The sequence below is a fragment of the Clostridium puniceum genome, assembly GCF_002006345.1.
Lineage (GTDB): Bacteria > Bacillota > Clostridia > Clostridiales > Clostridiaceae > Clostridium > Clostridium puniceum.
Genome location: NZ_LZZM01000032.1, coordinates 1 through 22,044, shown reverse-complemented (window position 1 = coordinate 22,044; position 22,044 = coordinate 1). Strand labels below are relative to the sequence as shown.

At 30.0% G+C, this 22,044-nt stretch carries 14 protein-coding genes, 12 tRNA genes and 1 other annotated feature; of the genes, 24 read left to right on the top strand and 2 right to left on the bottom strand.

Annotated elements, in window-relative coordinates; all coding sequences use genetic code 11:
* Positions 1-121: 121 nt before the first annotated feature.
* From CLPUN_RS02705 to CLPUN_RS02605, 21 genes are all read left to right on the top strand, one after another.
* On the top strand, positions 122-532 hold the full coding sequence (locus CLPUN_RS02705) for a S1 domain-containing RNA-binding protein (protein WP_077845829.1): 411 nt from the start codon (positions 122-124) through the stop codon (positions 530-532).
* A gap of 274 nt (positions 533-806) precedes the next feature.
* A tRNA-Leu gene (locus CLPUN_RS02700) sits at positions 807-895 on the top strand.
* Positions 896-916: 21 nt separating this feature from the next.
* Positions 917-992 (top strand) — tRNA-Met (locus CLPUN_RS02695).
* A gap of 7 nt (positions 993-999) precedes the next feature.
* Positions 1,000-1,076: transfer RNA gene (locus CLPUN_RS02690), tRNA-Met, on the top strand.
* 6 nt (positions 1,077-1,082) lie between these two features.
* Positions 1,083-1,171, top strand: a tRNA-Leu gene (locus CLPUN_RS02685).
* A 20-nt stretch (positions 1,172-1,191) separates the two neighbouring features.
* A tRNA-Met gene (locus tag CLPUN_RS02680) sits at positions 1,192-1,267 on the top strand.
* A gap of 7 nt (positions 1,268-1,274) precedes the next feature.
* Positions 1,275-1,351, top strand: a tRNA-Met gene (locus CLPUN_RS02675).
* A 6-nt stretch (positions 1,352-1,357) separates the two neighbouring features.
* Positions 1,358-1,446 (top strand) — tRNA-Leu (locus CLPUN_RS02670).
* A gap of 20 nt (positions 1,447-1,466) precedes the next feature.
* Positions 1,467-1,542: transfer RNA gene (locus CLPUN_RS02665), tRNA-Met, on the top strand.
* A gap of 80 nt (positions 1,543-1,622) precedes the next feature.
* Positions 1,623-1,711, top strand: a tRNA-Leu gene (locus tag CLPUN_RS02660).
* 694 nt (positions 1,712-2,405) lie between these two features.
* Complete coding sequence (gene spoIIE / locus CLPUN_RS02655; protein WP_077845924.1) at positions 2,406-4,817, top strand: stage II sporulation protein E; 2,412 nt, start codon at positions 2,406-2,408, stop codon at positions 4,815-4,817.
* Between the two features lie 390 nt (positions 4,818-5,207).
* The gene (gene tilS / locus CLPUN_RS02650) at positions 5,208-6,614 is read left to right on the top strand and encodes a tRNA lysidine(34) synthetase TilS (protein WP_077845828.1); all 1,407 of its coding nucleotides are present in this window, start codon (positions 5,208-5,210) and stop codon (positions 6,612-6,614) included.
* Between the two features lie 3 nt (positions 6,615-6,617).
* The gene (gene hpt / locus CLPUN_RS02645; RefSeq protein ID WP_077845827.1) at positions 6,618-7,157 is read left to right on the top strand and encodes a hypoxanthine phosphoribosyltransferase; all 540 of its coding nucleotides are present in this window, start codon (positions 6,618-6,620) and stop codon (positions 7,155-7,157) included.
* Positions 7,158-7,230: 73 nt separating this feature from the next.
* Positions 7,231-9,036 (top strand): ATP-dependent zinc metalloprotease FtsH, encoded by a 1,806-nt coding sequence (gene ftsH / locus CLPUN_RS02640; protein WP_077845826.1) that lies wholly within the window; start codon positions 7,231-7,233, stop codon positions 9,034-9,036.
* A gap of 312 nt (positions 9,037-9,348) precedes the next feature.
* Entirely contained in the window at positions 9,349-11,019 is a 1,671-nt protein-coding gene (locus CLPUN_RS02635) for a formate--tetrahydrofolate ligase (RefSeq protein WP_077845825.1), read from the top strand.
* A gap of 193 nt (positions 11,020-11,212) precedes the next feature.
* Entirely contained in the window at positions 11,213-12,013 is an 801-nt protein-coding gene (locus CLPUN_RS02630) for a type III pantothenate kinase (protein WP_077845824.1), read from the top strand.
* A 47-nt stretch (positions 12,014-12,060) separates the two neighbouring features.
* A complete protein-coding gene (gene dusB / locus CLPUN_RS02625) occupies positions 12,061-13,026 on the top strand; it encodes a tRNA dihydrouridine synthase DusB (protein WP_077845823.1) in 966 nt (321 codons plus the stop codon).
* Positions 13,027-13,343: 317 nt separating this feature from the next.
* Positions 13,344-13,826: a transcription elongation factor GreA gene (gene greA / locus CLPUN_RS02620; protein ID WP_077845822.1), complete on the top strand. Its 483-nt coding sequence runs from the start codon at positions 13,344-13,346 to the stop codon at positions 13,824-13,826.
* A 13-nt stretch (positions 13,827-13,839) separates the two neighbouring features.
* On the top strand, positions 13,840-15,345 hold the full coding sequence (gene lysS / locus CLPUN_RS02615; RefSeq protein WP_077845821.1) for a lysine--tRNA ligase: 1,506 nt from the start codon (positions 13,840-13,842) through the stop codon (positions 15,343-15,345).
* A 266-nt stretch (positions 15,346-15,611) separates the two neighbouring features.
* Positions 15,612-15,686, top strand: a tRNA-Asn gene (locus CLPUN_RS02610).
* Positions 15,687-15,937: 251 nt separating this feature from the next.
* Positions 15,938-16,012, top strand: a tRNA-Asn gene (locus CLPUN_RS02605).
* Positions 16,013-16,407: 395 nt separating this feature from the next.
* On the opposite strand, the gene CLPUN_RS02600 is transcribed toward CLPUN_RS02605, so the two are convergent.
* A complete protein-coding gene (locus tag CLPUN_RS02600; protein ID WP_077845820.1) occupies positions 16,408-16,737 on the bottom strand; it encodes a single-stranded DNA-binding protein in 330 nt (109 codons plus the stop codon).
* Between the two features lie 171 nt (positions 16,738-16,908).
* Here CLPUN_RS02600 and CLPUN_RS02595 point away from each other — a divergent pair.
* The 3 genes from CLPUN_RS02595 to murD all read left to right on the top strand — a co-directional run bounded on the left by CLPUN_RS02595 (position 16,909) and on the right by murD (position 20,221).
* A tRNA-Asn gene (locus CLPUN_RS02595) sits at positions 16,909-16,983 on the top strand.
* Positions 16,984-17,059: 76 nt separating this feature from the next.
* Positions 17,060-17,233: a binding site (T-box leader), on the top strand.
* Between the two features lie 50 nt (positions 17,234-17,283).
* Positions 17,284-18,675, top strand: a complete 1,392-nt coding sequence (locus CLPUN_RS02590; protein WP_077845819.1) for a glycine--tRNA ligase — start codon at positions 17,284-17,286, stop codon at positions 18,673-18,675.
* 169 nt (positions 18,676-18,844) lie between these two features.
* Complete coding sequence (gene murD / locus CLPUN_RS02585) at positions 18,845-20,221, top strand: UDP-N-acetylmuramoyl-L-alanine--D-glutamate ligase (RefSeq protein ID WP_077845818.1); 1,377 nt, start codon at positions 18,845-18,847, stop codon at positions 20,219-20,221.
* A 163-nt stretch (positions 20,222-20,384) separates the two neighbouring features.
* Here the strand turns inward: murD and CLPUN_RS02580 are convergent, their stop codons facing one another.
* A complete protein-coding gene (locus tag CLPUN_RS02580) occupies positions 20,385-21,392 on the bottom strand; it encodes a DUF5050 domain-containing protein (RefSeq protein ID WP_077845817.1) in 1,008 nt (335 codons plus the stop codon).
* Positions 21,393-22,044 lie beyond the last annotated feature (652 nt).

The window sequence follows — 22,044 nt, the reverse complement described above, 5'->3', positions numbered from 1 at the left end:
AATTCTAACAATATAATATTTATTAATCATTAAAATTGTAGTTTAAATTTAAGAACGTCTTTATTAAAGGTTGTTCTTATAAATTTATATATTTTTAAATTTAAGGAGGAGTCTTTTAAACATGACCTTAATGGCAGGAAACATAGTAGAGGGCACAGTTATAAACATTACAAACTTTGGGGCTTTTATTGAAGTTGAAGGCAAAACTGGATTAGTTCATATTTCAGAAGTAGCAGATTCTTACGTAAAAGATATTAGAGAACACCTTAGTGAACAAGATAAAGTGAAGGTAAAGGTTATCTCAATTGATGATAATGGAAAAATAAGTCTTTCAATAAAACAAGCAAATGTTCAAAGAAAATCAGTTAAACCAGCAGAAATTGACTGGAAACCGGCAGAGAAAAAGAAGCCTAGTAATACTGGAAATTTTGAAGACATTATGTCTAGATTCTTAAAAGATAGTGAAGAAAGAATGCAAGATGTAAAAAAACATCAAGAATTTAAAGGAAAAGGTGGAAAAAAGGGTTCTTAGAATTTATTTAAAAGGTATAATAAAATATAGTAATTAATAAGTTTTAAAGATGTAGGATAAATTAGTAAAAAATATATTTATTTTTTGCGGTTTATTCTACATTTATAAAGTTAAGCGCAATATATTTATATAATTAAAATTAATAATTAATACATAAATCTAGTATTAAAAACTAGATTTTGATTAATAATAAAATTTATTTAAAAAATATTGACAGCCTAAAGATTATATATTATAATTAGCTTTGTTGTCGGCACATTATGTGTAGTGACATGCCGAAGTGGCGGAACTGGCAGACGCACAGGACTTAAAATCCTGCGGTGGTTAAACACCGTACCGGTTCGATTCCGGTCTTCGGCACCATATATATGAAAAACATAATAACGCGGGGTGGAGCAGTTGGTAGCTCGTCGGGCTCATAACCCGAAGGTCGTAGGTTCAAGTCCTGCCTCCGCAACCATTAATATGGCGGAATAGCTCAGCTGGCTAGAGCACTCGGTTCATACCCGAGGTGTCGTAGGTTCAAGTCCTATTTCCGCTACCAATATGTGCCGAAGTGGCGGAACTGGCAGACGCACAGGACTTAAAATCCTGCGGTGGTTAAACACCGTACCGGTTCGATTCCGGTCTTCGGCACCATATATATGAAAACATAATAACGCGGGGTGGAGCAGTTGGTAGCTCGTCGGGCTCATAACCCGAAGGTCGTAGGTTCAAGTCCTGCCTCCGCAACCATTAATATGGCGGAATAGCTCAGCTGGCTAGAGCACTCGGTTCATACCCGAGGTGTCGTAGGTTCAAGTCCTATTTCCGCTACCAATATGTGCCGAAGTGGCGGAACTGGCAGACGCACAGGACTTAAAATCCTGCGGTGGTTAAACACCGTACCGGTTCGATTCCGGTCTTCGGCACCATATATATGAAAACATAATAACGCGGGGTGGAGCAGTTGGTAGCTCGTCGGGCTCATAACCCGAAGGTCGTAGGTTCAAGTCCTGCCTCCGCAACCATTTATTTTTAATGATAAGAATATTTAGAAATAAATCTAAAGTGTCGTAAATTCTATATATATTATAAAATTTATTAATATGCCGAAGTGGCGGAACTGGCAGACGCACAGGACTTAAAATCCTGCGGTGGTTAAACACCGTACCGGTTCGATTCCGGTCTTCGGCACCAAAGACTTAAGTAATAAACTTAGGTCTTTTTTGTTTGTTCAACATTTTGACGAAATTACAAGAGAAGATAACCCAGTTGAATATTACATTACCTATATATAAATAATACAAAATTCACAGAGGTTAATATGAAACTTTATGAGTGTGAGTGATGGAATTTTAATAAAAGTTAATACTAGTAGAAATATTTATTAAAAGTTTACTGTATTTAAAATAAAAACAACTAAATAAATATATTACTTAATGATGATGAATTTGAGGTGTCTTCACTAGAATGGATCAATCAATAAAGAAACTAATAAGAGCTATATGATGGATATATATTTCATCATATAGCTTTTTTGTTCCAACATGGCAGCAATTTCGTAGCTAAAATTTGATGCAATAAAGAAATTCTAATAATATTCACCTTTTATTATTTTATGAAAAAATAATTGTGTATAAATTTCTAATAAAATAATATTAACGACAAATTAATTATCAAAGAAAAAATTAAAGGAACTTGGTTATTTAAATAGACAATTCCTAGATTTAAAACAATTTTAATAAAATTAGTTATAGTGAAAATAATTTACTAAACCATTAGATATTAGAGAATTTTAGATGAAGTTGTCCTACGAAAATTTTATAAGAGAAACATGTTATGACATTTATCGTAAAATCGTGCTGTTATAATAAAATTACATTAATTGGAAATGAGGCGAGATGATGTGCAGTATGAATTAGGTGTAAATAAATATGGACAAATAGAAAAACTAGGAGATATTAGAAGAAAAACATGGATGAAAACATCTGTAGTAAAATTAGTAACCATATTAATAATTGGAATTTTACTTGGAAGAGTTAATTTATTATTAAATCAATCAGATAGCCGTGGAATAGCACCGATGGGAATAGCTTACTTGATGGCTTTAGCTACAAAAGAAAATAAAAGAAATATATTAATTGCAGCGATAGGAATTGCTGTAGGATATTTAACAATTAATAGTATGTTGACAGATGGATATGCATATTTAATAACAGTCGCTCTAATAACAATATATTACGCTTTTATAGCAGCTAATAAGACAAGAAAGAAAGAATTAGTAGGTTTTTTAATAATTTTAAGTAGTTTTTTTGTTTATGGTATTGGAGTTAATAAATATGAATTAGGAGTAGATATCATTCTATGTCTGCTGCAAACCCTAGTTGTTATGCCTATATACTATATTATAAAATACGCGCTAAATTCTTTTGAAGAAATTAATACTAACTACTTCTTTTCATCAGAAGAAATAGTTAGCATTGGAATATTTCTATGCTTATTAATTTCAGGAATAGGGAGCGTTAATTTTATTAATTATTCTATAAGAAATATATTTGCGTTAACCTTGGTTTTTACAATTGCATATGTAGGTGGAGCAGCATATGGAGCTATGATAGGTGTTTTAATGGGCATAATGATAGGTGTCGCATCTAATAATATGATGTATAGTGTGGCATTTTTCAGCGTTGGCGGTCTTACAGTCGGCATATTCAAAGATACTGGGAAAATATTTTCAATACTTTCAGGTATAATAATTTATTTTGCATTAGCATTATATTCTAATGTAGTAACACTGAAATTAGGAATAGAAGTTTTAGCAAGCTGCTTTTTGTTTTTATGTATTCCAAAACCTGTATATAAAAGTATTGAAGTTGAAATAAATCCTCAAAAAAAGAAGACCTACTTTGGGGAAGTTCAATTAAATGCAATAAAGGAGGAATTTACTTTTAAGCTAAAAGGTCTTACGAGTGTATTATCCAGTGTGGCAAAATGCCTAGGTGATACTAATGACAATGAAAATTTATTAATTAAGTCCAAGGGAACTGCATTAGTAGAAAATTTGGCAGATAGAAGTTGTTCAAATTGTGAGAATAAACCTTTATGTTGGGAAAGAGATTTTCATCAAACTTTTAATTCGTTTCAGATGTTAATAAAGAGTTATGAGGAGGGATGCTTAGCTATACCAATAGACTTAGAAAAGAAGTGCGTTAAGAACTTTACTCTCTTGCGAAGTACAGAAGGTGTTGTAAATAACTATAATGTAAGTGAAACAATAAAAGAAAGATTAGCAGAAGGAAAGAATGTGTTATCAACTCATATATCCAATATAACAACTACCTTAGAGATACTCTTAAATGACTTTAAAAAGGAGGTTAATATAGATACTGAATTAGAAAGAGTAATAAAACGTGTGTTAAACAAAAATTCAATTTACTATAATAATGTTTTTTGCTATATAGATAAAAATGGTAGAGTTAAAATCAGAATAAGCATGAATAATTATGATGGTGCGGAGTATTATGAAAAAAGAATAGTTTCTTTATTGTGTAATGGAATGAAATTGAGCTTATGTATTGAAGAAGAGGGTTGTAATATTGATATCAAAACAAACGAAAGAATTATTACTATAGAGGAAAAACCTAGATATCACATGGTGTCGTATGGCGCAATTGAATCTAAAGACGGAGAATTTCAAACTGGAGATAATTACAGCTTTGGAAGAACTACTAATGGAAATTATATAACTATATTAAGTGATGGTATGGGATCAGGACCAGAAGCTGGAGAGGAAAGTAAGGCAACTGTGGATTTGGTAGAAAAACTTATGGAAGCAGGTTTTGATGAAGATATAACAGTAAATACAGTTAATTCAATAATGGGAATGAGATTTGCAGAAGACGAAAAATATGCTACATTAGATTTAAATAAGGTTAATTTATATGATGGAGAGGCTATTTTTGTGAAAATAGGTGCAGCGCCTAGTTTTATTAAGAGGGGAAGTGATGTAAAATATGTTAATTCTAAAAATTTACCATTAGGGCTTGTGGATGAAGTAGATGTTGAAATTATAAAGGATACTTTGAAACCTGGGGATATTTTAATTAATGTAAGTGATGGAGTTTTAGATATCAGCAAATTAAATAATGAAAAAGTTAGCTGGCTAGAAGAATATTTAAGAAATGTTAATGCAGACCCAAGGGAGTTGTCTGAAAAAATATTAGAAAGAGCAAAAGAATTAAGTAAAGGAAACCTTAATGATGATATGACAGTTGTTGTTTCGAAGGTTTATCTAGATAGCTAACTTTTTGATTAGACTTTTTATATAATTTAAATCGTGTTAAGAATATTACTAAACTTAAAGGTTGTAAAATTCCATGAGTAAATCTTAAAGATATAGATTGCTTAATAGCTATACTTATATATTACACAAAAAGCATGCATATAAGGAATATATTTCCTTATGCGTGCTTTTATTTTACATAAGGTTTATTTATTATGGAAAAATTTCTTAAATGTGTTGTAAAAGTAATTTGTATTAAAATTAGTTAACGTGAATTGATTTCGTTAAAGAATCAAAATTACAATATAGATATGTTCGAGTCCAATAAAATTAATGTTTACATTCAAAAAATATATACGTACAATAGATTGTGTTATGTGTAATTTTATTGATAAATGGAGGTGTTCATTTTTGCATAGAAAAGTAATATCTTATATAAAAGATAATAAATTAATTAAATCTGGAGATAAAATTTTAGTTGCTCTTTCTGGAGGACCAGATTCAGTATGTCTCTTAAATATTTTATTTGAATTAAAGGAAGAGTTAAATATAAATATAGGTGCTGCACATATAAATCATCTTTTGCGAGGGGAAGATTCATTTAAAGATGAAGAATATGTGATTAAAATATGTGATGAAATGAGTATACCTTGTTTTGTGATACGTGTAGATATAAATAATTATTCTAAAGAACATAAGTTATCTTCTGAATTAGCAGGAAGACAGGTTAGATATGACTTTTTCGAAGAAATTATAGAAAAGGAAGACTTTAATAAGATTGCTACTGCTCATAATGCAAATGATCAAGCAGAAACAATCCTATTTAGACTGATGAGAGGAACTGGATTAGAAGGACTTGGTGGAATTAAAGCTTGTAGAGATAATAAAATGATAAGGCCGATTTTATGTTTGAGCAGACAAGAAGTAGAAGAATACATACAATTAAAAAACTTAAAACCTAGAATTGATAAAACTAATTTCGAGAAGATATACAATAGAAATAAAATAAGATTAGATATATTACCATATATGAAGGAAAACTTTAATGAAGATATTATACAAACACTAAATAGAATGTCATTGCTATTGGAAAAGGATAATGAATTTCTTGAAAAATTAGCACTAAAAGCGTATAAAAAATATTGTATAGAATATGATGATTATTTTATAATAAAAGAGGAGATATTTAAACAAGAGGAGTCTATAATTAATAGAGTTCTAAGGCATGCTGTGACGAGGTATTCAAAATCAAATTATGATTTTGAAATGAAGCATATAAATGAAATTTTTTCTTTATCCCAAAAGAACTCAGGAAAATTGATAGATTTACCAAATGGCATTTATGCTGAAAATATTTATGGTGATATATACATAAAAAATAAGAGCAATAAATATAATGGAAATAATAAAAAAGAGGAAATATTATTTAGTAAGGATAATACAAATAATAAAATAGTTAGTTTTGATAAATTTATAATTGAATTTTCTATTATTAATAATTATCAAAGAGAAGATATAAGTTTAAATCAAGGGAATTTAATACAATACTTTGATTTTGATAAAATAAATGATAATATTTTAATAAGGAAAAGAATCAATGGAGATAAAATCATTCCTTTAGGTATGAGTGGGAATAAAAAGCTGAAAGATATTTTTATTGATATGAAAATACCTAAAGAAGAAAGAGATAGTGTTCCTATTTTATGCATCGATGAAAAAATTGCATGGATTGTGGGAATTAGAACGTCAGAAGAATATAAAGTTACAAATCAAAGTAATAATATATTAAAAATAGTAGCTAAGAGAAAGGAATATTAAATTATGAAACAAGATATAAAGGAAATACTGTTTTCAGAAGAAGTTTTAACTAAAAGAATTAAGGAGCTTGGTGATGAAATAAGTGAAGAGTATAAAGGTAAGGAATTAGTAGTAGTTGGAATATTAAAAGGCTCAGTAATATTTGCGGCAGAGTTAATTAAAAATATATCAATTCCTTGTGAAATTGATTTTATGGCAGTATCTAGTTATGGAAACTCGACAGAAACGTCTGGAGTTGTAAGAATACTAAAAGATCTAGATAGTAATATTGAAGGAAAAGATATTTTAATAGTTGAAGATATAGTTGATACTGGAGTAACATTAGCATATTTACTTAAATATTTAAAAGCAAGAAAAGCTAATAGTATAGAAATTGTTGCTTTATTAAATAAACAAGCAAGAAGGACATCTGATTTAGAAGTTAAATATATTGGATTTGAGGTTCCTGATGGATTCATAGTTGGGTATGGAATAGATTATGCTGAGAAATATAGGAACCTACCATTTATAGGAATATTAAAACCAGAAATATATGAAAAATAGACATTGTAATTTTATTGTAATAAAAATATTCCTATGGTAAAATTTTAAATATGATGAGAGAGGGGGAACTTGAATGAAAAAGTATTCAAGTGCAGCTGTGTGGATTGTATGTTCAGTTATGCTAATTTTAGCAGCAGTTACTATATGGCAAACTGGAAATGGTTCTAGTGATATGGCGTATAGCGAATTCGTACAAAAATGGAATTCAAATCAAATAGAGAGTGTTATAATTAAATCGGATAGTATGACAATAGAGGGGAAAACTACTGATAATAAATCATTTACAACTATTGCGCCAAGTGAACTTGTAAGTTCATTATTAGAAAGTCAACCTAAATCAGAAGCTAAGATTATTTTTGAGAAACCATCTAATAATGCAACTTGGATTGCAACATTACTTCCATTTATAGTTATGGCGGTATTTTTATTTATATTTCTATTTATATTTACTCAACAATCACAAGGTGGAGGTGGTGGAAGAGGCGTTATGAATTTTGGTAAAAGCAAAGCTAAAATGGTAATGCCAGAAAGCCAAACAATTACATTTGAGGATATCGCTGGTGCAGACGAAGAAAAAGCAGAACTTGAAGAAATAGTTGATTTCTTGAAGTTGCCGGCAAGATATATACAAATGGGAGCAAGAATACCTAAGGGAGTACTACTAGTTGGACCTCCTGGAACAGGAAAAACTCTACTTGCAAAGGCTATAGCAGGAGAAGCGGGAGTTCCGTTTTTTAGCATATCTGGTTCGGATTTTGTTGAAATGTTTGTTGGTGTTGGTGCATCTAGAGTTAGAAGTTTGTTTGAAGAAGCTAAAAAAAATTCACCTTGTATAATATTTATAGATGAAATTGATGCAGTTGGAAGACAAAGAGGCGCAGGACTTGGCGGTGGACATGATGAAAGGGAGCAAACATTAAATCAACTTCTTGTTGAAATGGATGGTTTTGGTGTAAATGAAGGCATTGTTATGATAGCAGCTACAAATAGACCAGATATACTAGATCCTGCATTGTTAAGACCAGGAAGATTTGATAGACAAATAATGGTTGGAGCGCCTGATGTAAAGGGTAGAGAAGAAATCCTTAAGGTTCATACAAAAAAGAAGCCTCTTGAACCAGATGTTAAATTAGATATATTAGCTAAAAGAACTCCAGGATTTTCTGGAGCAGATTTAGAAAATTTAACAAATGAAGCAGCATTGCTTGCTGTTAGAAGAGATAAGAAACAAATATCAATGTTAGAAATGGAAGAAGCAATAACAAAAGTAATTGCTGGGCCTGAAAAGAAGAGTAAAGTAATAACTGAGCATGATAGAAAATTAACTGCTTATCATGAAGCAGGTCATGCAGTTGTGATGAGATTACTTCCAAATTGTGATCCGGTTCACGAAATAAGCGTAATTCCAAGAGGAAGAGCTGGAGGATACACTATGCATCTTCCTAAAGAAGATACATCTTATACATCTAAAGCTAAACTAAAAGATGAAATGATTGGACTTCTAGGTGGAAGGGTAGCTGAAAAGTTAATTATGGGAGATATAAGCACTGGTGCTAAAAACGATATTGATAGAGCTAGTCATATAGCTAAAAGTATGGTTATGGATTATGGTATGAGTGATGAGATTGGTACAATAACTTATTCTGCCGGACATGATGAAGTGTTCCTTGGAAGAGATTTGGGAAAAAGTAGAGATTTTAGTGAAGAAATTGGATCTAAAATAGATAAAGAAATTAAGAGATTTATAGATGAAGCTTATGATAAGGCGACTAAATTATTAGAAGAAAATACTAGTAAGCTCCATGCTGTTGCTCAAGCTTTAATTGAAAAAGAAAAACTTGATGCAAAAGAATTTGAAGAAATTTTTGTGAATAATTAATTATTGAAGGCTATTTCAGAATAAAAATATATTCTGAAATAGCTTTTTAAGTTCTAAGTATATTATCTAAAATATGTGCAATAATATTGCGTGGGAAATAATGAGCTGGGAATATTAATTAATGTTACAAAAAACAATTTATATAATCTGTGATAATTAAAATATATGGAGAGTTAAATTTTATTAGTGATAATACGAATGTTTTCTTGTAATTAATATCAAATATTCGAAAAAACTTTTAATGGATAAGTTGAAATGATATAATAGAACTACAAGAAACGATCTTTTGTTAATATTAGGAGGAGAGCTTAGATGAAAAGTGATATTCAAATTGCACAAGAAGCAAAAATGGAGCCAATAAAGAATGTGGCTGAAAAATTAGGACTTTGCGAAGATGATATTGAATACTATGGAAAATATAAATGTAAAATATCTTTAGATGTGTACGAAAAAGTTAAGCAAAATAAGGATGGAAAGTTAGTTTTAGTGACGGCGATAAATCCAACTCCAGCAGGAGAAGGGAAATCAACTGTCACTGTAGGTCTTGGTCAAGCGCTGAATAAATTAGGTAAAAAGGCAGTGATAGCATTAAGAGAGCCATCATTGGGACCTGTTTTTGGAATAAAAGGTGGAGCAGCAGGTGGTGGATACGCACAAGTAGTTCCAATGGAAGATATTAATCTTCATTTTACCGGTGATATGCATGCTATTACAGCTGCTAACAATTTATTATCAGCAGCAATGGATAATCATATTCATCAAGGAAATGATTTAAAGATTGATTCTAGAAGAATAGTATTTAAAAGAGTTATGGATATGAATGACAGAGCATTAAGGAGCATTGTTGTTGGAATGGGTGGAAAAGCGAATGGCTTTGTTAGGGAAGATGGTTTTAACATAACTGTCGCATCAGAAATAATGGCTATATTATGTTTATCAAGTGATTTAGAAGATTTAAAAGAAAGAATGGGAAATATCGTAGTTGCATACAATTTAGATGGAGAACCTGTATATGCCAAAGAATTAGAAATTCAAGGTGCTATGGCATTGTTAATGAAAGATGCTATTAAGCCTAATTTAGTGCAAACTTTAGAAAATACACCAGCATTAATACATGGAGGACCATTTGCTAATATTGCTCATGGATGTAATTCTATAATGGCAACTAAACTTGCTTTAAAGGTTGGTGAAATTGCAATAACTGAAGCTGGGTTTGGTGCGGATTTAGGAGCAGAAAAATTCTTTGATATTAAATGTAGATATGGGAATTTAAAACCTGAATGTGTTGTGATTGTAGCTACAATAAGAGCATTGAAACATCATGGCGGAGTAAATAAAGCTGAATTAAATATTCCTAATGTTGAATCTCTAAGTAAGGGAATAGCTAACTTAGAAAAGCAAATTGAAAATATTAAAAAATTTAACGTAACACCTGTTGTTGCTATAAATAAATTTGTTACAGATAGTGACGAGGAAGTGCAATTTATAAAAGATTTCTGCAACAAACTTGGTGTTAAGGTTGCATTATCAGATGTATGGGCTAAAGGTGGAGAAGGAGGAATTGAACTAGGAAATGTTGTGTTAGACATTCTAGATAATAACAATTCTAATTTTGCACCAATTTATGATGAAAAGCTTACTATTCAAGAAAAAGTATTGTGTATAGCTAAAGAAATTTATGGTGCAGATAAAGTAAATTACACACCAGCTGCAAAAAAACAAATTATTGAATTAGAGAAGTTTGGATTAGATAAATTACCTATATGTATGGCAAAAACACAATACTCTTTATCAGATAATCCTAGTCTTTTAGCTAGACCAGAAGGCTTTGACATTACTGTTAAAGAAGTTAGAGTGTCTAACGGAGCAGGTTTTATAGTTGTTCAAACAGGGGACATAATGACTATGCCAGGACTACCAAAAGTTCCAGCTGCAAATAGGATGGATGTATTAAAAAGTGGAGAAATAATAGGATTATTCTAAATGCTTGATTACATAGGCGATTGCAAAAACATAAAGTACAATTAAAGCATAAGATTATTTAAAAATAGGATTTTAGCACTTGACAAATGAATTATAATTGTTAAAATTATATTGTTATTTTTAAGTAAATTTCTAACATTAAGGCAGCTCTCAGGGCTGCTTTTAATTTAACTATATTAAGGTGGTGCTTTCTATGATTTTGCTTGTAGATGCAGGTAATACTAATATTGTTTTGGGAGTACATAATGGAGAAAAGTACATAGCTAGTTGGCGTATTTCAAGTGAAGGGAATAAAACCTCAGATGAGTATGGTATACAAGTCATGCAATTATTTAGCGGAAGTAATATTAATACTAAAGATATTACTGGAGTTATAGTTTCTTCTGTGGTTCCTAATATAATGCATTCTTTAGAAAATATGTTAAAAAAATGTTTTGGTCATGAACCGATAATAGTTGGACCAGGAGTAAAAACAGGAATAAATATTAAATATGATAATCCAAGAGAGGTTGGTGCGGATAGGATAGTAAATGCTGTTGCAGCGTATGAAATTTATAAAAGACCCGTTATCATAATAGATTTTGGTACGGCAACAACTTTCTGTGCAGTAAGAGCAAATGGAGATTATCTTGGAGGATGCATATGCCCAGGAATAAGAATTTCAGCAGATGCTTTATTTGAAAGAGCTGCAAAGCTTCCTAGAGTAGAATTAGAAGTACCTAAAAATATGATTTGTAAAAATACGGTATCAAGTATGCAGGCAGGTATTTTATTTGGGTATATTGGGCAAGTTGAATATATAGTCAAAAAGATGAAGCAAGAGATGAGATCATCTAAGTATAAGGAAGAACCACTGGTAGTAGCAACAGGAGGATTAGCTAATTTAATTGCTAAAGAAACTGATGTTATAGATAAAGTTGATTCTGATTTAACATTAGAAGGCTTAAAAATATTATATGAAAAGAATAAGGAATCTGAAAACTTAAAAAATTAAAAAGTTTATGGATAGTATAAATATGTAAAGTAAGGAGTACATTCTAAATGAAAATAGGTGATTTAACCTTCGAAAATAATATATTTTTAGCACCTATGGCGGGTGTGACTGATATATCGTTTAGAGGATTATGTAAAGAAATGGGATGTGGGTTAGTTTATACTGAGATGGTTAGTGCTAAAGCGTTATATTATGGAAGTGAAAATACTCAATCTTTACTTAGAATAGCAGATGAAGAAAAACCTGTAGCAGTGCAAATTTTTGGGAGGGAACCAGATATAATGGCAAATATCTGTGAGGAACATTTTAATGATAGAGATGATATTTGCATTATTGATATAAACATGGGATGTCCAGCACCGAAAATAGTTAAAAATGGAGAAGGTTCTGCATTGATGAAGGAACCAGAGCTAGCACATGAAATTGTAAAAGCTATAAAAAAAGTTTCAAAAAAACCTGTTACTGTTAAGTTCAGAAAAGGATTTGATGAAGATAATATTAATGCAGTAGAGTTTGCAAAGGGAATGGAACAGGCTGGAGCAGATGCAATTACTATTCATGGACGAACAAGAAAACAAATGTATCAAGGTGTTGCAGATTGGAATGTAATAAAAAATGTTAAAGATAGTGTATCTGTGCCTGTAATAGGGAATGGTGATGTATTTTCTGGTGAAGATGCTCTTAGAATGAAAGAGATTACTAATTGTGATGGAATAATGATTGCAAGAGGAAGTCAAGGAAATCCATGGATATTTAAGGAAGTAAGTTGTGCACTAAAAGGTGAACCGCTCCAAGAAATTTCTTATAAAGAGAAAATTGAAATGTGCTTGAGACATTATGAATTAGCAGTTAAATATGATGGCGAGTTTAAAGCTATTAGAGAAATGAGAAAACATGCATCATGGTATATTAAAGGACTTCCAAGGTGCACAGATATTAGAAATGAAATTAATATTTTGGATGATAGTAAAAAGGTAATTGAGATTTTAACAAAATATAAAGAAGAATTGTAAAACTATATTTTAATTAAATATATTATAATTTAGAATAATTTCATAAATTGAATCATAATACTAATAATATATGTTAAATATGTTATAAAGTTAAAAACTATTTTAAAGTATCAATTATAATTTCTAGTTATTATGTTTTGAAAATTATATTAAAATATTGAGGCATAATAACATAAATCTCTTTAGATTAGGATTAATTGACATATCAAATAGGCTGATTTATAATTAGTTAAATGATTTTAGGTTTGTAAATTATTCAAGGTTATTCTGAAATAAAATTAAACAAATATTAAAGGTTTTAAAGGGGAGTAAAATATATGAGCCAAGCAAAGCAGTATGTAATGACTTATGAAGGTGTAAAAAAATTAGAGACTGAATTAGATTATTTAAAAACAGTAAAGAGAAAAGAAATAACTGAAAAAATAAAAGTTGCATTAGGATATGGAGATTTAAGTGAAAACTCTGAATATGATGAAGCTAAAAACGATCAAGCATTTACAGAAGGAAGAATACTACAATTAGAAAATATGTTAAAAAATGCAGTTGTTGTTGATGAATCAGAAATTCCAAATGATATTGTTTCAGTTGGATCAAAGGTTAAAGTAAAAGATTATGAATTTGATGAAGAAGTAGAATATTCAATAGTTGGATCGGCAGAAGCAGATCCTATAAATTTTAAAATATCAAATGAATCACCAGTTGGAAGTGCCTTAGTTGGTAAAAAAATAGGTGATATAGTAGAAGTAATAATTCCAGATGGATTAAATAAATTTGAGATACTAGGAATAAGTAGAAGTTAATTGGAGGTACGATATGTCAACAGAAGAAATGAGTATGCAGGAGTTAGAGTCTCAATATAATGAACAAGAAGGCTTGAGAAGAGACAAACTAGCTGAACTACAAAGTGCTGGAAAAGATCCTTTTGATGTTTATAAGGTAAATAGAACTCATACATCAGAAGAAGTTAAAGCAAATTATGATGCATTAGAAGGTAAAGAAGTAACTGTTGCGGGAAGACTTATGTCTAAAAGAGGTCAGGGGAAGGTTGTATTCTCAGATATACATGATAAAGATGGAAAGATACAATTGTTTCTAAAGATTGATAAAGTAGGCGAAGAAAATTTAAAGCAATATAAGACATTTGATTTAGGTGACTGGGTTGCAGCAACAGGTGAAGTATTCACGACAAAAACAGGTGAAGTATCAATAAATGTAAATACATTTGAATTAACTTGTAAATCTTTAAAACCGCTTCCAGAGAAATGGCATGGATTAAAGGATCCTGATTTAAGATATAGACAAAGAGAAGTTGATATAATCACAAATGCAAGTGTAAAAGATACTTTTATTAAGAGAAGTAAAATTATTTCAGCAATGAGAGAATTCTTAGATACTAAGGGATTTGTAGAAGTAGAAACTCCAATTCTTGGAGCAATAGCAGGTGGAGCAGCCGCTAAACCATTTGTTACTCATCACAATACTTTAGACATGGATATGTACTTAAGAATTGCAACAGAATTATATCTTAAGAGATTAATAGTTGCTGGATTCGAAAAAGTGTATGAAATAGGAAGAAATTTCAGAAATGAAGGGATGTCAGTTAGACATAATCCAGAATTTACTGCTATCGAATTATATGAAGCTTATTCTGATTATAATGATATGATGGAAATTACAGAGAATATGGTTGCACATATTTGTAAGAAGGTAAATGGAACTACTAAGGTTACTTACCAAGGAACTGAAATAGACTTTATGCCACCATGGAGAAGAATCACTATGGTTGATGCTGTGAAAGAATATGCAGGTGTAGACTTTAATGAAATTAAATCTAATGAGGAAGCTCAAGCTATAGCTAAAGAAAAGCATTTAGAATTTGCTAAGCCATTAGATACAGTTACAAAGGGTGAAGTGTTAAATGCTTTATATGAAGAGTTTGGTGAAACAAATATGATTCAACCTACATTTGTAACAGATTATCCAGTTGAAATTTCACCTCTTACAAAGAAAAAGAGAGGAAATCCAGAATTTACTGAAAGATTTGAAGGTTTTGTATTTGGTAGAGAGCTTTGTAATGCATACTCAGAATTAAATGATCCGATAGTACAAAGACAAAGATTTGAACAACAGGCTAATGAAAGAGAACTTGGTGATGATGAAGCGTATATGCTAGATGAACAATTCATGAGTGCTCTTGAAACAGGAATGCCACCAACAGGTGGAATGGGAATGGGGATAGATAGACTTATAATGTTTTTAACGGATTCTGCATCCATTAGAGATGTTATATTATTCCCAACAATGAGACCACAAAAGTAATTATAAATTTGGTTTATATATGTTTAATAAGGCATATATGAACCTTTTTTGATTTATAATTAAAATAATGAAGCAAAATCGTTGAAAAGATAAGTTTGCTATATAATAATACATTGTAAATAAAAATATACATTAAAACTAGTTATTGTCACTTGATTTTGTTGAAAAAATAAAATTTTAATATATATATTAAAAAAAGTGTTTTTTTTGCAAAAATAGGGTTGCACAATTAAAAAAAACTGATATAATAGATTAAGTAATGATGTTCCGCGATAGCTCAATGGTGGAGCACTCGGCTGTTAACCGATAGGTTGGAGGTTCGAGTCCTCTTCGCGGAGCCATTTTTTTATACTTTTTTGTATGAGTAGGAATATAGTTATAGTATGCATAATTAATTGCTTGCTATGGCTTTTTATTTTACAAGAAACATATAATTTTTAATGTAATGAGAAATTAAATTGTTTATGTTTAAGAGGAACGTATAGATTACAATTTATACTTGATTAGGAATTGACATAAATTTTTTTAGTTTTTTGCAAAAATGGGGTTGCATAATTAAGAAAAGCTGATATAATAGATTAAGTAATGACGTTCCGCGATAGCTCAATGGTGGAGCACTCGGCTGTTAACCGATAGGTTGGAGGTTCGAGTCCTCTTCGCGGAGCCATTTTTTTATACTTTTTTAATATTGATGAAATGGTTTAGGGTGGAAAGTAATTTCCGCCCTTTTTTATTTTATGCTTTAGCGTTCAGAAAACCACCTGCTAAGCGGGTGGTGGGCGTTTGGTTATACCGTTAAAAAACTATGAGTATTCTAAAACAGTGACGTTACAACAAGTTTTGTGTAACCACTAAACTAATACTGGTAATGCAAAACTATAAGTTGTTATAAAACTTAAGTTTCATGATCTCATTTAAAATATGGAAAAACCAAACAATTAAAAAATATATGGACAGTTTTAGTTAGAAAAACGCTTATATATATTTTTTAGGGTTACAGCCGCAGAGCAAGCCACCCGTTTGACGGGTGGTCCTGACTTAAAATTAATAACTTAAATATAATTATATTACATTTGGTTTATTATCAATAAAGTTAAAGTCATCTAGGATTATATCTACTGTATATTTCTTTTCGTTATTTTTATCGAAATAGCTGCCTGTTCTAATTTTGCCCTGTATAGATAATTTATGACCTTTGGTTATATATTGAGAAAGTATCTCAGCTTTTCTATCAAAAGCAACAACATTTATAAAATTTGTTGAATCTTGCTTTGTTGCTGAGTTATACTCATTTACTGCTAAAGTAAATTGTATATAACTTCTTTTGCTAGTTCCATAATGTTGAAGTTCTAAATCTCTAGTCACTCTACCTATTAGATATACTTTGTTCATGATATTACCTCCTAAAAGTTATTTGTCTTAAGTTTAGACAAAAACATATATTCGTATTCAAATGTAAAAGTTAAAAATTAGAAAAAATAAAAAATATAAGAATTATGAAAAAATATAAAAATAGGGTTGCATAATTAGAAAAAGCTGATATAATAGATTAAGTAATGACGTTCCGCGATAGCTCAATGGTGGAGCACTCGGCTGTTAACCGATAGGTTGGAGGTTCGAGTCCTCTTCGCGGAGCCATTTTTTTATATTTTTTTAGAAAATATTTTAATCTTGATATATAAATGGATTTTGTTAAAATTAATTTATCAATTGAATATACATGTTGAAGAAGAATAGTAATTTATAAGTCAATTGAAGAGAGATGATGTTTGGTGAAAATCATTATTGGTTTAAAATGAAGGGAACTTCTGAGTGTAGAATTGTTAAAGAAGAAAGATGGGCTTAAGCCAAGAAGGGTGGAACCGCGGAAGTATATTTCGTCCCTTTGTGGTTAAAGGCTTTTTTTATTTTATAAAAATGTATTTGGAGGGATAAATAATGGCAGTAGAAAAAACAATGGATAAGATTGTAGCACTTTGCAAAAATAGAGGATTTGTATTCCCAGGCTCAGATATATATGGTGGATTGGCTAATTCATGGGATTACGGTCCATTAGGTGTGGAATTTAAAAATAATGTTAAAAAGGCATGGTGGAAAAAATTCGTTCAAGAAAGTCCTTATAATGTTGGATTAGATTCTGCAATTTTAATGAATAGAGAAGTTTGGGTTGCATCGGGACACGTTGGTGGATTTTCAGACCCATTAATGGATTGTAAAGAATGTAGAGCAAGATTTAGAGCTGATAAGATAGTTGAAGACCATATGACAGCAAATGGTGCAGAAGTAGCTAGTGCTGATGGATGGACTAATGAACAATTAAAGGAATATATTGAAAGTAATAATATAGTTTGCCCTAAATGTGGAAAGATGAATTATACAGATATAAGAAAGTTTAACCTTATGTTTAAAACATTCCAAGGTGTTACTGAAGATTCTAAGGCAGAAGTTTATTTAAGACCTGAAACAGCACAAGGTATATTTGTAAACTTTAAGGCAGTACAAAGAACTTCAAGAAAGAAAGTACCGTTTGGTATAGCTCAAATAGGTAAATCGTTTAGAAATGAAATTACTCCTGGAAACTTTATATTTAGAATCAGAGAGTTTGAGCAAATGGAATTAGAATTCTTCTGTAAGCCAGGAACAGATTTAGAATGGCATAAGTATTGGAAGGATTATTGCTGGAATTTCTTACTTAACTTAAATGTGAAACCAGAAAGTTTAAGGATGAGAGATCATGGTGAAGATGAATTATCCTTTTATTCAAATGCAACTTCTGATATAGAATATTTATTCCCATTTGGATGGGGAGAACTTTGGGGGATAGCAGACAGAACCGATTACGATTTAACTAAACACCAAGAACATTCAGGTCAAGATTTAAGTTACTTAGATCAAACAACTAATGAAAAATATATACCATATGTTATAGAGCCATCATTAGGTGCTGATAGAGTTGCGCTAGCATTCTTAATTGAAGCTTATGATGAAGAAGAATTAGAAGCAGGAGATATTAGAACCGTAATGCATTTACATCCAGCATTAGCTCCATTTAAAGCGGCAATATTACCTCTTTCTAAAAAACTTTCAGAAAAAGCTCTAGATGTTTATGGAGAATTAAGTAAGAAGTTCAACCTTGATTTTGATGAAACTGGAAGCATTGGAAAGAGATATAGAAGACAAGATGAAATAGGAACACCTTATTGTATAACAATTGATTTTGAAACATTAGAAGATGAAGCTGTTACTATTAGAAATAGAGATACTATGGAACAAGAAAGAATTAAGATAAGCGAATTAGAAAAGTATATAGAAAAAAGCTTAGAGTTTTAATAAAAAATACAACCTATTGAATAATAATCAGTAGGTTGTATTTTTGCAATTTTATATAATAAACAATATAGTGTTCAGGTGGATTGAAAGTTTTTATAGTGATATAATTAATTTTAAGCAAAATAGAATATTCATATAAATATAAATGATTTTAATATGGAGGATTGAAATGGGAAAAGACTTTAAAGAATTTAAGCAGTTTATATTGGGCAAGAAGGTTGCCGTTGTTGGAATTGGTGTAAGTAATATTCCTTTAATAAATTTTTTGTTAGATTTAGGCGCATCAGTAACAGCCTTTGACAAAAAAACTAAAGAAGAATTAGCAGATATAGCGACTGACTTTGAAGGTAAAGGGGTTAAATTAGAATTAGGTGAGGAATATTTAAACAATCTTACAGGATTTGAAGTTGTATTTAAGACACCATCCATGAGAATTGATAGTGAAGCATTAGTTAAGGTAAAAAAAGAAGGGGCATATATTACTTCAGAAATGGAGGAGTTTGTTAGATATACTAAGGGAAAGGTATATGGAATAACAGGTAGTGATGGTAAGACAACAACTACTACTATTATCTTTAAATTATTACAAGCGCAAAACTACAAAACTTGGGTTGGAGGAAACATCGGAACACCACTATTTTCACAAATAGAAAGCATAAATGAAGAAGATAGAGTTGTATTAGAATTATCTAGTTTTCAACTTATGACTATGACTGAAAATATAGATATTGCGATATGTACTAATCTAGCACCAAATCATTTAGATATGCATAAGGATATGCAGGAATATATAGATGCTAAGAAAAATATCTTTTTATATCAAAATCCAAATAGCATCTTAGTAATAAATAGAGAAAATGAAATTACTTATGAATTTAAAAAAGAAGCCAAAGGAATTGTTAAGGAATTTAGTTCAAAGAGAGAAATAAGTGATGGAGCATACTATAAAGAAGGAGTTCTTTATTTAGAAGGAAAAGAAGTGTGCAAAAAGGAAGATATAGTAATTAAAGGAATGCATAATATTGAAAATTATCTAGCAGCTTTTATAGCAACTAAAAATGATGTGTCTATAGAAACAATGAAAAATGTTGCAGAAACTTTTACAGGGGTTGAACATAGATGTGAGCTTGTTAGAGAAATAGATGGAGTCAAATACTATAATGATTCAATTGCATCAAGCCCAACAAGAACTTTAGCCGGACTTAAAGCTTTTGATGAAAAAGTAATATTAATTGCAGGAGGATATGATAAACATATACCTTTTGAACCTTTAGCTTATGAAGGTTATCCTTATATAAAAGAATTGATTCTTTTAGGCGCAACAAAGGAAAAGATAAAAGCTGTATTTGATAAGTTAGGTAAAGAAAAGGGGATTAAAGTTAATACGAAAATAGCTGAATCATTAGAAGCGGCTGTAAAGATTGCTAAAGAGGTATCTAGATCAGGAGATATTATAACATTGTCACCAGCATGTGCATCATTTGACATGTATCCAAACTTTATGGTGAGAGGAAATGAATTTAAGGATATAGTAAATCGATTATAATGACACGCTAATAAAGTAAGTGATTAGAATCAGTTAGAGTTTATATCTAATGAATTTTTACGTTAATTAATATCAGATATAAAAAGTGGGTTAATTTATAAAAGGATGTATGAAAGAAAACCATAAAGAAATACTTTCATACATCCTTTTTATATGCTTAAATTTATGAGGATAATTTCTGGTAGTAAATATTATTCGAATTGATGCTTGGACTATAAAAAATACCTTTAGTAGTTAAATAGTAATCATTAATTCCTTGTGATATTTCAGGTTTATAAGTTGCAGTTGAATTTTTTAAATCTACTGATAATGAATATAAGTTGTTTGAGTCATCTCCATTTATAAAATATAAAGACTTATTTATGATTTTCAATTTGAATCCATTCATAATGTAAATTCTTTTAGAAGTTAAATTTGAAGGGTCTATTGAATATAAATTATTATTATCTGAAGAATTAAAGAAAAGCAATTGTCCTTCAGATACTACAAAACTATTAGCTGTATAGTCAGTGAGCTTTTGTTTGTTAGTTCCATTAGTTTGTATAGAATATAATTTTGAATCATCACTTAAATTCTGATATATAATAAAATCTCCACTTACTATAAATGGACCTACATTATCAGGACATACTAACATGGAGTTTGAAGTTAGAGTGTCAAACTTATAAATTTTGTTGCTATCATCTTTGTTAATATAAAATAGGTCTGTATTAGCAGATATCAAGTTATTTACAGAATGAGTAGATAATTTTGTATAAGTTTTATCAGTAACCTTAAAAGAACTTAATTCATTATTATTTGAATCGTCAGAAAAATAAACTACATCATCAATTATAGTAATATTATCAGCTGAATAATCAGCAAAATCTTTTACTGCTTTACTTTCAAGAATATTTTCAGGTAATGGATCTGGAATTATTGAAATTCTGTTATTTTCATCTGGATTAGGAAATAATAAATTATTTCCATTGAAAACAAAAGGACAAAAGTATGATGAATCATCGCCTAAAACAAATGATGGTGATTCGCTTACGGTATCACCTGCAGTTTGTGAAGAAGAATTTGAAGCTGTGCTAGAAGTAGAACTTGTAGAATTGGTGGAAGTACTTGCACAACCAACAAAAGAAATCATAGTAAGTGTTAGTAATAGATATAATATTTTTTTATTCATTATTAAAATCTCCCTAAATTAAATTTATAAATTACTAAATAATAAAACAAAGTCTATATATTAATGCGATATTAAATTTACTATAACTTGCAGTAGTAAGCATTATTATACTTTATATCATATCTTTGAAATTAATGAAAATAATGATGTTGCTAATTTAAAGATATCAATACTACTATATTAATATTAAAATAAATTGATATAAGAGTAAAGTAAAGGTGTCTTAATTTACCTTTATTTTTTGCAAATTTTGTAGTTTGCCACAGTAACTTTTCCTGGCGTATCATTTAATGCAATATATAGATATTTAAAGTAATTTAGAGAAATAAAAAAATAATTTGATCAAATCATGATTTTAAAGTGAATTTATTATAAAAAACATGATACTATAATATTCGTTGTCACAGAAGTGGCAAATAGTTATGAAAACTTGTTAGAAAATATTTTGAAATTTATGAAAAATAAATGTTGACAATAGTTTCTAAGGATGTTATCATAATAAAGCGGTCAAGAGAGACTGCAAGATCTTTGAAAATTGAACAGAATATATAAGTACATTTAAGTAAACCAGCAATTTTTATTTGAGTAAGCTAAGATTAAACTTTTAATTGAGAGTTTGATCCTGGCTCAGGACGAACGCTGGCGGCGTGCT

Coding starts and splice junctions, on each gene's coding strand:
- CLPUN_RS02705 (WP_077845829.1), top strand. CDS start 122: ATGACCTTAATGGCAGGAAACATAGTAGAGGGCACAGTTATAAACATT.
- spoIIE (WP_077845924.1), top strand. CDS start 2,406: ATGAGGCGAGATGATGTGCAGTATGAATTAGGTGTAAATAAATATGGA.
- hpt (WP_077845827.1), top strand. CDS start 6,618: ATGAAACAAGATATAAAGGAAATACTGTTTTCAGAAGAAGTTTTAACT.
- ftsH (WP_077845826.1), top strand. CDS start 7,231: ATGAAAAAGTATTCAAGTGCAGCTGTGTGGATTGTATGTTCAGTTATG.
- CLPUN_RS02635 (WP_077845825.1), top strand. CDS start 9,349: ATGAAAAGTGATATTCAAATTGCACAAGAAGCAAAAATGGAGCCAATA.
- CLPUN_RS02630 (WP_077845824.1), top strand. CDS start 11,213: ATGATTTTGCTTGTAGATGCAGGTAATACTAATATTGTTTTGGGAGTA.
- dusB (WP_077845823.1), top strand. CDS start 12,061: ATGAAAATAGGTGATTTAACCTTCGAAAATAATATATTTTTAGCACCT.
- greA (WP_077845822.1), top strand. CDS start 13,344: ATGAGCCAAGCAAAGCAGTATGTAATGACTTATGAAGGTGTAAAAAAA.
- lysS (WP_077845821.1), top strand. CDS start 13,840: ATGTCAACAGAAGAAATGAGTATGCAGGAGTTAGAGTCTCAATATAAT.
- CLPUN_RS02600 (WP_077845820.1), bottom strand. CDS start 16,737: ATGAACAAAGTATATCTAATAGGTAGAGTGACTAGAGATTTAGAACTT.
- CLPUN_RS02590 (WP_077845819.1), top strand. CDS start 17,284: ATGGCAGTAGAAAAAACAATGGATAAGATTGTAGCACTTTGCAAAAAT.
- murD (WP_077845818.1), top strand. CDS start 18,845: ATGGGAAAAGACTTTAAAGAATTTAAGCAGTTTATATTGGGCAAGAAG.
- CLPUN_RS02580 (WP_077845817.1), bottom strand. CDS start 21,392: ATGAATAAAAAAATATTATATCTATTACTAACACTTACTATGATTTCT.